Raw genomic sequence first — 13,244 nt, 5'->3', positions numbered from 1 at the left:
GGGAATGTCGGATAGTCCAAAAACACTCTTGCTCGTCGATGGATCGAGCTATTTGTATCGCGCTTATCACGCTCTGCCGGACCTGAGGAATGGAGAGGGTCTGCCCACAGGGGCAATCTACGGCATGATCAACATGCTGCGCAAGCTGCGCAACGATTACCCGGCAGAGTATAGCGCCTGCGTATTCGACGCAAAGGGCAAGACCTTCCGCGACGATATGTATCCGGCCTACAAGGAACACCGCCCGTCCATGCCGGAAGACCTGGCGCGCCAGATCGAGCCGATCCACGAAGCCGTGCGCGCGCTGGGCTGGCCGATCGTGGTGGTGGACGGTGTCGAGGCCGACGACGTGATCGGCACGCTGTCGCGCCAGGCCGCCGAGCAGGGCGTGCGCACGGTGGTGTCCACCGGCGACAAGGACCTGGCGCAGCTGGTCAACGACCAGGTCACGCTGGTCAACACCATGAGCGGCGAGGTGCTCGATCCCCCCGGCGTGGTGGCCAAGTTCGGCGTGCCGCCCGAGCGCATCATCGACTACCTGTCGCTGATCGGCGATGCGGTCGACAACGTGCCGGGCGTGCCCAAGGTCGGCCCCAAGACCGCGGTCAAATGGCTGGCCGAGCATGGCTCGCTCGACGCCGTGATGGCCTCCGCGCCCGGCATCAAGGGCGTGGTCGGCGAGAACCTGCGCAATACGCTGGAGTGGCTGCCGATGGCGCGCAAGCTGGTCACGGTCAAGACCGACTGCGACCTGAGCGCGGCGGTGGCGGACTTCCACGCGCTGCGCGAAACCGGCGAGGACAAGGAAAAGCTGGTGGCGTTCTTCTCGCGCTACGGCTTCAAGAGCTGGCTGCGCGAAGCGACCGGCGAGAGCCTGCCCGATGCGCGCGCCCAGGCGCGCGCCCGCGCGGCCGCGGCGCCGGCGCAAGGCGGCCTGTTCGATGCGCCGGCAGCCCCGGCCGGCAGCGAAGCGCAGCAGCCCGAGGAAGCCGCGCCCACGGAGATCCGCTACGAGACCGTCACCACCCAAGGCATGCTCGAGGACTGGATGCGCCGCATCGAAGCCGTGCCGCTGGTGGCGATCGATACCGAGACCACCTCGCTGGACCCGATGCAGGCGCAGCTGGTGGGCATCTCGCTGTCGGCCGAGCCGGGCGTGGCCTGTTATATCCCCGTGGCGCACCGCGGCCCGGACGTGGCCGGGCCGCCCGACCACGGCCAGCTCTCGCGCGAGTTCGTGCTGGAGCGCATGCGCGCATGGCTCGAGGATGCCAGCCGCCCCAAGCTGGGCCAGAACCTCAAGTACGACATCCATGTCTTCGCCAACCACGGCGTGACGCTGCGCGGCGTGCTCCACGACACCATGCTGCAGAGCTACGTGCTGGCCTCGCACCGCAACCACGGCATGGACAGCCTGGCCGAGCGCCTGCTCAACCTGAAGACCATTACCTATGAAGAGGTGTGCGGCAAAGGCGCGGGCCAGATCTGCTTTGACCAGATCGACCTGGCGCGCGCCACCGAGTACGCCGCCGAAGATGCCGATGTAACGCTGCGCCTGCACCGCAAGATGTTCCCGCAGGTCGAGGCCGCGGCCGGCCTGCGCCACGTGTATGGAGAGATCGAGATGCCGGTCTCGGTGGTGCTGCAGAAGATCGAGCGCAACGGCGTGCTGATCGACGCCGAGCGCCTGGCCGCGCAGAGCGCCGAGCTGGGCCAGCGCATGCTGGCGCTGGAGCAGTCCGCCTACGAGGCCGCGGGCCAGCCGTTCAACCTGGGCTCGCCCAAGCAGATCGGCGAGATCCTGTTCAGCCAGATGAAGCTGCCGGTGGTGAAGAAGACCGCCAGCGGCGCGCCTTCGACCGACGAAGAGGTGCTGCAGAAGCTGGCCGAGGACTACCCGCTGCCCAAACTGCTGCTGGACTATCGCGGCCTGTCCAAGCTCAAGTCCACCTATACCGACAAGCTGCCCAGGATGGTCAACGCGCGCACCGGGCGCGTCCACACCAGCTACGGCCAGGCCACCGCGGTGACGGGCCGGCTGGCGTCGACCGAGCCCAACCTGCAGAACATCCCGGTGCGCACCGAGGAAGGCCGCCGCATCCGCGAAGCCTTTATCGCCGAGCCGGGCAGCGTGATCGTGTCGGCCGACTACTCGCAGATCGAGCTGCGCATCATGGCCCATATCTCGGGCGACGAGAACCTGCTGCGCGCCTTTGCCAACGGCGAGGACATCCACCGTGCCACCGCCGCCGAGATCTTCGGCGTGGAGCGCGACGCGGTCAGCAGCGAGCAGCGCCGCTATGCCAAGGTGATCAACTTCGGGCTGATCTACGGCATGAGCGCGTTCGGGCTGGCCAGCAACCTGGGGATCGAGCGTGAGGCCGCCAAGCACTATATCGACCGCTACTTCATGCGCTACCCCGGCGTGGCCCACTACATGGAAGAAACCCGGCAGACCGCGCGCGACCAGGGCTATGTCGAGACCGTGTTCGGCCGCCGGCTGTGGCTGCCCGACATCAAGGGGGGCAGCGGCCCGCGCCGCCAGGCCGCCGAGCGCGCCGCCATCAACGCGCCGATGCAGGGCACCGCCGCCGACCTGATCAAGCTGTCGATGATCGCAGTGCAGGGATGGCTGGAGCGTGACGGCTTGCAGACGCGCCAGATCATGCAGGTCCACGATGAACTGGTGCTGGAAGTGCCGGAGCACGAACTGGAGCTGGTCAAGGTGCGGCTGCCCGAACTGATGTGCACGGTGGCGGAGTTGCGCGTGCCGCTGGTGGCCGAGGTCGGCAGCGGCGCGAACTGGGAGGAAGCGCACTGAAGGCCACCCGGGCCACCTGCCTCCTGCCTGGCGGTATCGAATGTAGCGACTGCTGAGTCGGGCTTTGCGGCTTGCAAGGCATGCTGCGATGCAGCAGACTGTGGAAATGCCTCAGGCAAAGATTTCACAAAACGCATCGGGTAGACCATGACAGAAGCAAAGGCGCACCGCATCGTTGTTGTCGGCGGCGGGGCAGGAGGGCTGGAACTGGTAACCAGGCTGGGCGACAAGCTCGGCCGCAAGGGCGCGGCGCAGGTGGTGCTGGTGGACCGCCTGCCGACCCATATCTGGAAACCGCTGCTGCATGAAGTGGCTGCCGGCAGCATGGATCCCAACACGCACCAGCTGGAATATGCAGCGCAGGCGCGCTGGCATCATTTCGAGTTCCAGCAGGGCGAGCTGACCGGCATCGACCGCACCCGCAAGACCATTGCGGTCTCGGCCTGCTTCGACCAGGACGGCGCCGAGCTGCTGCCGGCGCGCGAATTGCCTTATGACACGCTGGTGCTGGCGATCGGCTGCGTCACCCATTTCTTCGGCGTGCCCGGCGCGGCCGAGAACGCCATCGCGCTCGACACCGTGGCGCAGGCCGAACGCTTCCGCAAGCGGCTGATCGCGGCCTGCGTGCGCGCCCAGAACGGGCGCGGGCGCATGGGCGAGGACGGCCGTCCGCGCGTGGACGTGGCCATCATCGGCGCCGGTGCCACCGGCGTCGAGCTGTCGGCCGAACTGCGCAACACCGCCCACGTGCTCAGCGCCTACGGCCTGCACCGGCTCGACCCGCGCCGCGACGTGCGCATCCACGTGATCGAGGCTGGCCCGCGCATCCTGCCGGCGCTGTCCGAACGGGTGTCGGCCGAGACCGCCAAGCTGCTCCACAAGCTCGATGTCAGCGTATTTACCAGCGAGCGCGTCACCGAGGTCACGCCGCAGGCCGTGCTGACCGCCAGCGGCAAGCATATCGATGCCGACCTGACGGTGTGGGCGGCCGGCATCACCGCGCCGCAGGTACTGGCCAACCTGGACCTGCCGGTCAGCCGCCAGGGCCAGATCGTGGTCGGCCCGACGCTGCAGAGCGAGGGCGACCCTGATATCTTTGCCTTCGGCGACTGCGCCAGCTGCCCGTGGCCGGAAAAGCAGACGAGCGTGCCGCCGCGCGCGCAGGCGGCGCACCAGCAGGCCACCTTCCTCTATGAGGCGCTGCGCGCGCGGCTGGACGGGCGGCCACTGCCGAAGTTCGGGTTCAAGGACTTCGGCTCGCTGGTGTCGCTCGGGCATTTCAGCGCGGTGGGCAGCCTGATGGGCGGGCTGATCGGCGGCTCGATGTTTATCGAAGGGCTGATGGCGCGCTTCATGTACACCTCGCTGTACCGGATGCACATCATGGCGTTGCATGGCGCCGTGGGCATGGCGCTGGATACGGTATCTCACTGGCTGCGCAGCAAGACCAGCCCCCGGGTCAAGCTGCACTAAGGCGATCGCGCCCCTTGCGCATCCGGCTTGCCACCATGGCAGCCGGGTGTGCGCCCGGTGCCATGTTTTCTCCATGTCTGCTTAAAATCGGCGGCTGGCGCCGCACATCGGCCCAGCCACCAACGATCCTTGGAGACACGCATGCTCAAACCGGAAGTGGAAAGCCTCGTCCCCGGCCAGACGTTCGACCGCCGCGGGTTTGTCAAGACGGCGCTGGGTTCCGCCTTTGCGGCGGCCGCGTTGCCGGTGATGGCGCAGCAGGCCATCAAGACCGACTTTGCCGGGCTCACCGCCGGTGAGGTCACGATCCCGTCGGGCGGCTTCAACATGCCCGCCTACCGCGCCCAGCCTGAAGGCAAGAAGAACCTGCCGGTGGTGCTGGTGGTCAGCGAAGTCTTCGGTGTGCACGAACATATTGCCGATGTATGCCGGCGCTTCGCCAAGCTCGGCTACCTGGCGATTGCGCCTGAGCTGTTCGCCCGGCAGGGCGATCCGCAGAGCTTCGGCACCGTCCAGGAGCTGCTGCGCGAGGTCGTTGGCAAGGTGCCGGACGCGCAAGTCATGGGTGACCTGGATGCGGCAGTGGCATGGGCCGGCGCCAACGACGGCGATGCCTCCCGGCTGGCGATCACCGGTTTCTGCTGGGGCGGGCGCATCACCTGGCTCTACGCCGCGCACAGCAAGCGGCTCAAGGCCGCGGTGGCCTGGTATGGGCAGCTGGTCGGCGTGCCCGACCCGCTCAAGCCGAAGAACCCCATCGATATCGCCGGCCAGCTGAATGCGCCGGTGCTGGGTCTGTACGGCGGCAAGGACACCGGCATCACGCACGAGCATGTGGAGAAGATGAAGGCCGCGCTGGCAGCTTCGCCCAATGCCAATGCCAAGGCGTCGCGCTTTATCGTCTACCCCGAGTCCGGCCATGCCTTCCATGCCGACTACCGGCCCAGTTACCGCGAGGCGGATGCGAAGGACGGCTGGCAGAAGTGCCTGGCCTGGCTGAAGCAGCGCGGCGTGGCCTGACTCGCCCCGGCCTGTCCCAGGGCCCTCCGGCCAATCGCAGGATTGCAAAGTCCCGGCGGATACGTACAATGCGGCCTTTGAGTAATTGCAACATTGTTGCGTTAGCCGCCCGGCGCAATGCGGGCGGAACGGCGGGGCCGCGGCACCGTCACCCCGGGAGCCCATCATCCATTCGACGCTTTTGTACATCCTGCTTGCCGCCACGATCTCGGGCGTGGGCAGCATCTTCGGGGCGGCGCTGCTGTCGCTGACGGTGGCGTCCCGCGTGGTCGAGCGCATGGTGAGCTTTTCGGTAGGCGTGCTGCTGGCCACGGCGCTGCTGCATTCGCTGCCGGAGGCGTTCGAGTCCGGCGCCGACCCGCGCGCGCTGTTCGGCACGCTGTTGGCCGGGCTGCTGGGCTTCTTCCTGCTGGAAAAGATCTCGCTGCTGCGCCACTCGCACCACCACGAGGGCGACGGGCACCACCACCATCACGGCCATGACCGCGAGGAAGCAGGCCGCAGCGGCCTGACCATCCTGGTCGGCGACACCTTCCACAACTTTGCCGACGGCATCGTGATCGCGGCGGCCTTCCTGGCCGACCCGCATATCGGCGTGGTTACCGCGCTGGCAATCGCGGCGCACGAAATCCCCCAGGAAGTGGGTGACTTTATCGTGCTGCTGAATGCCGGCTTCTCCAAGGCGCGCGCCTTCGCCTTCAACCTGCTGTCGAGCCTGGCGGCGATCGCCGGCGGCGTGGTCGGGTATTTCCTGCTCGACCAGCTGAGCGGCTGGATCCCTTACGTGCTGGTGATCGCGGCCAGCAGCTTCGTCTATATCGCCGTCAGCGATCTGATGCCGCAAATGCAGCGCAAGCCGCGCTGGCGCGAGTCGGCGATCCAGGTGGTGCTGGTGGCCGCGGGTATCTCGGCGATCGTCTTCATCACCAACGGCGTGCACGAGCGGCACAGCCACGGGCACGGCCAGGCCGCGCCCGTGGCCACATCCCACTAGGTTCAGGCGGCGCCGGTGGCGACCGGCCGCGCCGGGTCGCTGCACCATTCGCTCCACGAACCGGGGTAGAGCGCCGCGCCGCCCAGGCCCGCCGCTTCCAGCGCCAGCAGGTTGTGGCAGGCCGTGACGCCTGAGCCGCACTGCATCACCGCCTGCGCCGGCGCACGCTCGCCGAGCACGGCGCCGAATTCCGCGCGCAGCGCCTCGGCCGGCTTGAAGCGGCCGTCGGCCTGCAGGTTGTCCTTGAAGAATCGGTTGACGGCGCCGGGGATATGGCCGCCGACCGGATCCAGCGTCTCGTTCTCGCCGCGGAAGCGGTCGGGCGCGCGCGCATCCACCACCAGCAGCGCGGCGCGGCCCAGGTTGTCGACCAGCGCGGCCGCATCGACGGTCGGCACCAGCGACTCGCGGCGCGTGATCTTGCCGGGGAATTCCGGCTCCGGCGTGGCCTCGTGCTCCAGCGGCAGGCCGGCCTTGACCCAGGCATCCTTGCCGCCATCGAGCACGGCCACGGCATCGTGGCCGATCCAGCGCAGCAACCACCACAGGCGCGCGGCGTACATGCCGCCCTGCGCATCGTAGGCCACCACCGGGGTATCGTCGTCGATGCCCAGCGCCTGCAGGCGCGCGACGAAGTCATCGGCGTCGGGCAGCGGGTGGCGCCCGTTGCGGCCGGTCTTGGGGCCGGACAGTTCGTTGTCCAGGTGCAGGTAGAAGGCGCCGGGCAGGTGGCCGACGTGATAGGCCTCGCGGCCGGCGGCCGGGTTGGCCAGGTCAAAGCTGCAGTCGATCATGACGCAGCGGCCGGGGCCGGCCAGCAACGATTGCAGCGCGGTGACGGAAATCAGCGGTTTCTGCATGGGAATCCTGTAGCGATCGATGGACGGGCAGGGTGGGATCAAAGGGATGCTACACCTCGGGATGCACTTCCGCCTCGGCCGACTTGACTGGCGTGGCGGGCGTGGGTTTGGCACTGGTGCCTTCACGCGCGCGCATCAGCGTGGTGGCGATGCCACTGGCGACGATCAGCGCCATGCCCAGCCACGACAGCCAGTTGAGCTTGTCGGACCAGATCAGCATGCCCCACACGCTGGAGAACACGATGCCAGCGTACTGCAGGTTGGCCGTCAGCAGCGTGTTGCCGCGTTTGTAGGCGCGCGTCATCGCGGTCTGGCCGAGCGTGGCCAGTATGCCGATGGTCAGCAGCAGGCCCACGCCGTACCAGGTATGCGTGCTGGTGCCCCCCAGCAGCATCCACACCAGGCCGGCTACCATGCCCACCAGCGAGAAATAGAACACGATGCGGCCCTCGGGCTCGCCCAGCTGGCCGAGCTGGCGCACCTCGACATAGGCCAGTGCGGTGAACACGCCCGAGATCAGCCCGACCAGGCCACCGGTGAGCTGGTCCTTGCCGACCGAGGGCTGCAGCAGGCAGATCACGCCGGCGAAGGACATCAGGATCGCCACCACCAGGCGCCGGTCGGCGGTGCCGCCGGTGCCGGCCAGCGTCGCGCTCGCGCCCAGGATCAGCGCCATCCACACCGGCGACATGTAGTTCAGCGTCATCGCTGTGGCCAGCGGAAGCAGCGAGATCGAGGTGAACCACAGCATCAGCGAGGTCACGCCGAACACGCTGCGCTTGATATGCGACAGCATGTGCGGCGTGCGCACCGAGACGCCGCGCGAGGACAGCAGCACCCATATGATCACGACGCTGATCAGGCCGCGGTAGAAGACGATCTCGCCCGTGGTGTAGAGGTCGGATGCCAGCTTGACGCCCACCCCCATCAACGAAAAGGCGAAGGCGGCGAGCAGCATCCAGAGCGATTGCATGGCGAGGGCTTGGTGAAGCGAAAGGTGCGTAAGAAGAGAGGTACTGCGCGCGAGCGGGGCTTCATCGCGGCCCCGCGCCGCGGAACGAACTGGTGCGGCAGCATGCGCTGGCCGTCGTCGGACGATGATTCTAGCAGCGCACATCGGCCCGCAATGCAAAACGGACCGCAGGCGCGGTCCGTCGTTGCGTGCGCCGTGCGGTTATCGCACTAGCCCGCGTACGCCATGGCGCGGCGGTACCACTCGTGGAAGTGCTGCATGCCATCTTCCATCGGCGACTGGTACGGGCCGACCTCGCTGGTGCCCCGCTTGAGCAGCGCCAGCCGCCCGGCGTCCATGCGCTCGGCGATCTCATCGTCCTCGACGCAGGTTTCCATGTAGGCGGCGCGCTCGGCCTCGACGAATTCGCGCTCGAACAGCGCGATTTCCTCGGGGTAGTAGAACTCGACGACATTGCGCGTCTTGCGCGGGCCGATCGGGTGCAGCGTCGAGATCACCAGCACGTTCGGGTACCACTCCACCATGATGTTGGGGTAGTAGGTCAGCCAGATCGCGCCGTGCCTGGGCAGTACGCCGTTATTGAAGCGCAGCACCTCGTCGTGCCATTTCTGGTACGTCGGGCTGCCGGGCCGCTTCAGGCCGGCATGCAGGCCCACCGTCTGCACGCTGTGCCACTCGCCGAACTCCCACTTCAGGTCATCGCACGACACGAAGCTGCCCAGCCCCGGATGGAACGGCACGACGTGGTAGTCCTCGAGGTAGACCTCGATAAAGGTCTTCCAGTTGTAGTCGCACTCGTGCACCTCGACGTGGTCCAGCATATAGCCGTCGAAGTTCAGGTCCTTTGCCACGCCCAGCCTGGCCAGGTCGGCGCGCACGTCGCGCTTGCCGTCGAACAGCAGGCCGTTCCAGTTCTGCAGCGGCGAGCGCTTCAGGTGCAGGCAGGGTTGCTGGTCGAAATGCGGCGCGCCGAGCAGGTCGCCCTTGAGGTCGTAGGTCCAGCGGTGCAGGGGGCAGACGATGTTCTGCGCATTGCCGCGGCCATTGAGCATGATGGCCTGGCGGTGGCGGCAGACATTGGACATCAGTTCGACACTGGCGGCATTGCGTACCAGCATGCGGCCTTCGTCCTCGGCCTTGAGCGTGTGGTAGTCACCGACTTCGGGAACCATCAGCTCGTGGCCGACGTAGCCCGGGCCATTCCTGAACAGCAGTTCGAGTTCTTGTTGATGCAGCGCTTCGTCGAAATAGACGCCGACGGGCAGTTGCGTATCAGCCGGCGCCAGATTGAGCGCGGTGCTGAGATTGGACATTATCCCCACTCCCAGATGAACAGGTGAAAGCAGTGAACAACCCAACCATCGAAAATTGAATCGATTTGGGAAAGACTTCCGCCAGGTCAGCAACGTCCGGTAGCCCCCTGGCGGCGAGGGGGAGATTGTACCCGACCCAAAAAGTTAAGGGACTGATTTTTTTGCCTTTTTAGCGAAAAAGTCGACCCGGGTCGTCATCGGGGTGCCGTACCGGGCGCATTCGGAAAGACGACCCGAGCGCACAAGTCACATATGCCCCAAAGGCACTCATCGGAGGCTGCCCCGCGGATGCGCAAGGATGGGGCAAGGGCCCGCTTTGGCGTAAAATCCGGGCTTCACCATCCGGGTTTCCTTATGATTCGACCGGATTCCATATTTCCAGGGCCAGACATGCCAAAAACGATGACCGCTCCGGTCCAGACCGACGACACCACCGCGGCCTCGGCCCCGCCCGCTTCCTACGAAGCGGCAATGGCCGAGCTCGAGACCTTGGTGGCCAGCATGGAGAGCGGCGAACTGCCGCTCGAGGCATCGCTGGCGGCCTACCGCCGAGGCGCCGAGCTGGTGCGCTATTGCCAGCAAAAGCTGGAGCGCGTGGAGCAGCAGGTCAAGGTGCTGGAGGGCGACGTGCTCAAGCCGCTGGCCGGCGAAGGTAGTGGTGCAAACGGTGGCAATGGCGGCGCGCTGGGGGCGGACGACGAATGACCGACTTCGCCCAATGGATGCAGGCGCAGGGCGCCCGGACCGAAGCCGCGCTGCAGGAAGCGTTGCCCGATGCCAACACCGTGCCGCATACGCTGCACGAGGCGATGCGCTATGCTGCACTGAGCGGCGGCAAGCGCGTGCGGCCGCTGCTGGTGCATGCCGCCGGCGAGGTGAGCGGGGCCGATCCCGCCGCCTGCGATGCGGCGGCGTGTGCGGTGGAGATGATCCACGCCTACTCGCTGGTGCACGACGACATGCCCTGCATGGACGACGACGACCTGCGCCGCGGCCGGCCCACCGTGCACAAGGCCTATGACGAGGCCACTGCGCTGCTGGTGGGCGACGCGCTGCAGACCCAGGCCTTTATCGTGCTGGCCGGCGCCGTGGCCGTGGCGCCCGCGGCGCGGCTGAAGCTGGTGGCCGAGCTGGCGCTGGCGTCGGGCTCGACCGGCATGGCCGGGGGCCAGGCGATCGACCTGCAGAACGTGGGCCGCGCGATGACGCGCGACGCGCTCGAGGCGATGCACCGCATGAAGACCGGCGCGCTGTTGCGCGCGAGCGTGCGCATGGGCGCACTGTGTGGTGAAATCGACGCGCAGGGATTGGCCGCGCTGGACCGGTACGCGGCGGCGGTGGGATTGGCGTTCCAGGTGGTTGACGATATTCTGGACGTCACCGCGGATACGGCCACGCTGGGCAAGACCGCCGGCAAGGACGCCGCCCACGACAAGCCGACCTACGTGTCGCTGATGGGGCTGGCAGCGGCACGCGAACTGGCCGGGGCATTGCGCGCCGACGCCCACCAGGCGCTGGCTGGCTTTGGGGGACGCGCGGCCCGCCTGGCGGACCTGGCGGACCTGATCGTGCTGCGCACACACTGAAATGACGAGCCGGACGCAAGAAACCGGCGGCCGAACGGACATCATGACCTACGCACTCCTCAAGAAGATTGACGCCCCCGCAGACCTGCGCAAGCTCGACCGGCGCGAGCTCCAGACCCTGGCGGAGGAATTGCGCGCCTATGTGCTGGAGTCGGTTTCCCAGACCGGCGGCCACCTGTCGTCTAACCTCGGCACGGTCGAGCTGACCATCGCGTTGCACTACGTCTTCAACACCCCGGACGACAGGCTGGTGTGGGATGTGGGCCACCAGAGCTATCCGCACAAGATCCTGACCGGGCGCCGCGAGCGCATGGGCACGCTGCGCCAGTGGGGCGGCATCTCGGGCTTCCCGCGCCGCAGCGAGAGCCAGTACGACACCTTCGGCACCGCGCACTCGTCGACCTCGATCTCGGCCGCGCTGGGCATGGCGCTGGGCGCGCGCACGCTGGGCGAGCAGCGCGTCTCGGTGGCGGTGATCGGCGACGGCGCCATGACCGCGGGCATGGCCTTCGAGGCCCTGAACAACGCCGGCGTCTACAAGGACCTGCCGCTGGTGGTGGTGCTCAACGACAACGACATGTCGATCTCGCCGCCGGTGGGCGCGCTCAACCGCCACCTGGCACGGCTCCTGAGCGGCCAGTTCTATGCCGCCACCAAGAAGGGCATCGAGAAGGTGCTGTCGGTGGCGCCGCCGGTGCTGGAGTTCGCCAAGCGCTTCGAGGAACATGCCAAGGGCATGATGGTGCCGGCGACGCTGTTCGAGGAATTCGGCTTCAACTACATCGGCCCGATCGACGGCCATGACCTGAATTCGCTGGTGCCGACGCTGCAGAACATCCGCCAGCGCGCGCTGGAGGGTGCCGGCCCGCAGTTCCTGCATGTGGTCACCAAGAAGGGCCAGGGCTACAAGCTGGCCGAGGCCGACCCGATCCTGTACCACGGCCCGGGCAAGTTCAACCCGGCCGAGGGCATCCGCCCGGCAGCCAAGCCGGCGCGCAAGACCTACACGCAGGTGTTCGGCGAATGGCTGTGCGACATGGCCGCCGCCGACAAGCGCCTGGTCGGCATTACCCCGGCGATGCGCGAGGGCTCGGGCATGGTCGAGTTCGAGAAGCGCTATCCGGACCGCTACTACGACGTCGGCATCGCCGAGCAGCACGCGGTGACCTTTGCCGGCGGCCTGGCCTGCGAAGGCCTGAAGCCGGTGGTGGCAATCTACTCGACCTTCCTGCAGCGCGGTTATGACCAGCTGATCCACGACGTGGCGCTGCAGAACCTGCCGGTGGTGTTCGCGCTCGACCGCGCCGGGCTGGTTGGCGCGGACGGCGCCACGCACGCCGGTGCCTACGATATCGCCTACCTGCGCTGCATCCCCAACATGATGGTGATGGCGCCATCCGACGAGAACGAATGCCGGCAGTTGCTCACCACGGCGTTCCACCAGAATTGCCCCACCGCCGTGCGCTATCCGCGCGGCTCCGGCCCGGGCACGGCCATTGCCGCCGAACTGACCGGCGTGCCGGTCGGCAAGGGCGTGGTGCGCCGCGAAGGCGCAGCGCGCGCGGGTCATCGCGTCGGCTTCCTGGCGTTCGGCTCGATGCTGCATCCGGCCATGGGTGCGGCCGAGGCGCTGGACGCCACCGTGGCCGACATGCGCTTCGTCAAGCCGCTCGACGTGGAACTGGTCAAGCGCCTGGCCGCCGAGAACGACTTCCTGGTGACGGTGGAAGAGAGCAGCGTGATGGGCGGCGCCGGCAGCGCGGTGCTCGAAGCGCTGGCCGAAGCCGGCATCGACACGCCGGTGCTGGTACTGGGCCTGCCCGACCGCTTCGTCGACCACGGCGACCCGGCCTACCTGCTGCAGCAATGCGGGCTGGACGCCGCTGGCATCGAGCGTTCTGTGCGCGAGCGCTTCGGCCTGGACCAGCCCAAGGTCACGGTCGCTTCGCGCGTGGCGTGACCCACCGCTTGCAGGTGACGCCGGTGCGCCGGTGATCACCTGCTCCGCAAGGGGATTCTGGGCGCCGCACCACGAGTGCGTCCGAATTCCCTTAAACTCCCCCTTTTTGTGTTCGCAGCTGCGGGTCGGCGTGCCATATGCCGGGGCCCGTGGTTTCACACTCGTTGCGCGGCATGGATGGACTGCGAAAATGCCGCGACCGTAAGGAACTGTGCCGCCCCCCTGTGGCGCAGCCCTGGAGGAA

The 13,244-nt window shown here is 67.4% G+C and carries 10 protein-coding genes; 7 read left to right on the top strand and 3 right to left on the bottom strand.

All coding sequences use genetic code 11. From position 1 onward, the window contains the following. The first annotated feature begins 4 nt into the window (after positions 1-4). The 4 genes from polA (at position 5) to K307_RS41110 (ending at position 6,308) form a co-directional block, all read left to right on the top strand. Positions 5-2,821: a DNA polymerase I gene (gene polA, locus K307_RS41125; protein ID WP_042886752.1), complete on the top strand. Its 2,817-nt coding sequence runs from the start codon at positions 5-7 to the stop codon at positions 2,819-2,821. Between the two features lie 147 nt (positions 2,822-2,968). After that, positions 2,969-4,294 (top strand): NAD(P)/FAD-dependent oxidoreductase, encoded by a 1,326-nt coding sequence (locus K307_RS41120; RefSeq protein WP_042886751.1) that lies wholly within the window; start codon positions 2,969-2,971, stop codon positions 4,292-4,294. A gap of 141 nt (positions 4,295-4,435) precedes the next feature. After that, the gene (locus tag K307_RS41115) at positions 4,436-5,314 is read left to right on the top strand and encodes a dienelactone hydrolase family protein (protein ID WP_042886750.1); all 879 of its coding nucleotides are present in this window, start codon (positions 4,436-4,438) and stop codon (positions 5,312-5,314) included. Between the two features lie 181 nt (positions 5,315-5,495). Beyond that, positions 5,496-6,308, top strand: a complete 813-nt coding sequence (locus tag K307_RS41110) for a ZIP family metal transporter (RefSeq protein ID WP_230626347.1) — start codon at positions 5,496-5,498, stop codon at positions 6,306-6,308. Positions 6,309-6,310: 2 nt separating this feature from the next. On the opposite strand, the gene K307_RS41105 is transcribed toward K307_RS41110, so the two are convergent. From K307_RS41105 to K307_RS41095, 3 genes are all read right to left on the bottom strand, one after another. Further along, complete coding sequence (locus K307_RS41105) at positions 6,311-7,168, bottom strand: sulfurtransferase (protein ID WP_042886749.1); 858 nt, start codon at positions 7,166-7,168, stop codon at positions 6,311-6,313. Positions 7,169-7,217: 49 nt separating this feature from the next. Beyond that, positions 7,218-8,141, bottom strand: a complete 924-nt coding sequence (locus K307_RS41100; protein WP_042886748.1) for a DMT family transporter — start codon at positions 8,139-8,141, stop codon at positions 7,218-7,220. Between the two features lie 209 nt (positions 8,142-8,350). Beyond that, positions 8,351-9,454: an aromatic ring-hydroxylating oxygenase subunit alpha gene (locus tag K307_RS41095; protein WP_042886747.1), complete on the bottom strand. Its 1,104-nt coding sequence runs from the start codon at positions 9,452-9,454 to the stop codon at positions 8,351-8,353. Between the two features lie 390 nt (positions 9,455-9,844). Here K307_RS41095 and K307_RS41090 point away from each other — a divergent pair, with 390 nt between their 5' ends. From K307_RS41090 to dxs, 3 genes are read left to right on the top strand one after another with little or no spacing between them, the layout of a single operon-like run. Beyond that, on the top strand, positions 9,845-10,159 hold the full coding sequence (locus K307_RS41090) for an exodeoxyribonuclease VII small subunit (protein ID WP_042886746.1): 315 nt from the start codon (positions 9,845-9,847) through the stop codon (positions 10,157-10,159). Next, positions 10,156-11,040, top strand: a complete 885-nt coding sequence (locus tag K307_RS41085) for a polyprenyl synthetase family protein (RefSeq protein WP_042886745.1) — start codon at positions 10,156-10,158, stop codon at positions 11,038-11,040. Before K307_RS41090 ends, K307_RS41085 begins: the two co-directional genes overlap by 4 nt. Positions 11,041-11,083: 43 nt before the next feature. Then, positions 11,084-13,000: a 1-deoxy-D-xylulose-5-phosphate synthase gene (gene dxs, locus K307_RS41080; protein ID WP_042888082.1), complete on the top strand. Its 1,917-nt coding sequence runs from the start codon at positions 11,084-11,086 to the stop codon at positions 12,998-13,000. The last annotated feature ends 244 nt before the right edge of the window (positions 13,001-13,244 follow it).

Source organism: Cupriavidus necator A5-1 (assembly GCF_000744095.1).
Lineage (GTDB): Bacteria > Pseudomonadota > Gammaproteobacteria > Burkholderiales > Burkholderiaceae > Cupriavidus > Cupriavidus necator_A.
Note: the sequence above shows the minus strand (reverse complement) of the source record. Positions and strands in the feature narration are given on the sequence as shown.

Bases quoted from the DNA above. Each gene is read 5' to 3' on its own strand.
- K307_RS41105 (WP_042886749.1), bottom strand. From the start codon at position 7,168: ATGCAGAAACCGCTGATTTCCGTCACCGCGCTGCAATCGTTGCTGGCC.
- K307_RS41090 (WP_042886746.1), top strand. From the start codon at position 9,845: ATGCCAAAAACGATGACCGCTCCGGTCCAGACCGACGACACCACCGCG.
- K307_RS41115 (WP_042886750.1), top strand. From the start codon at position 4,436: ATGCTCAAACCGGAAGTGGAAAGCCTCGTCCCCGGCCAGACGTTCGAC.
- K307_RS41095 (WP_042886747.1), bottom strand. From the start codon at position 9,454: ATGTCCAATCTCAGCACCGCGCTCAATCTGGCGCCGGCTGATACGCAA.
- K307_RS41100 (WP_042886748.1), bottom strand. From the start codon at position 8,141: ATGCAATCGCTCTGGATGCTGCTCGCCGCCTTCGCCTTTTCGTTGATG.
- dxs (WP_042888082.1), top strand. From the start codon at position 11,084: ATGACCTACGCACTCCTCAAGAAGATTGACGCCCCCGCAGACCTGCGC.
- K307_RS41120 (WP_042886751.1), top strand. From the start codon at position 2,969: ATGACAGAAGCAAAGGCGCACCGCATCGTTGTTGTCGGCGGCGGGGCA.
- polA (WP_042886752.1), top strand. From the start codon at position 5: ATGTCGGATAGTCCAAAAACACTCTTGCTCGTCGATGGATCGAGCTAT.
- K307_RS41085 (WP_042886745.1), top strand. From the start codon at position 10,156: ATGACCGACTTCGCCCAATGGATGCAGGCGCAGGGCGCCCGGACCGAA.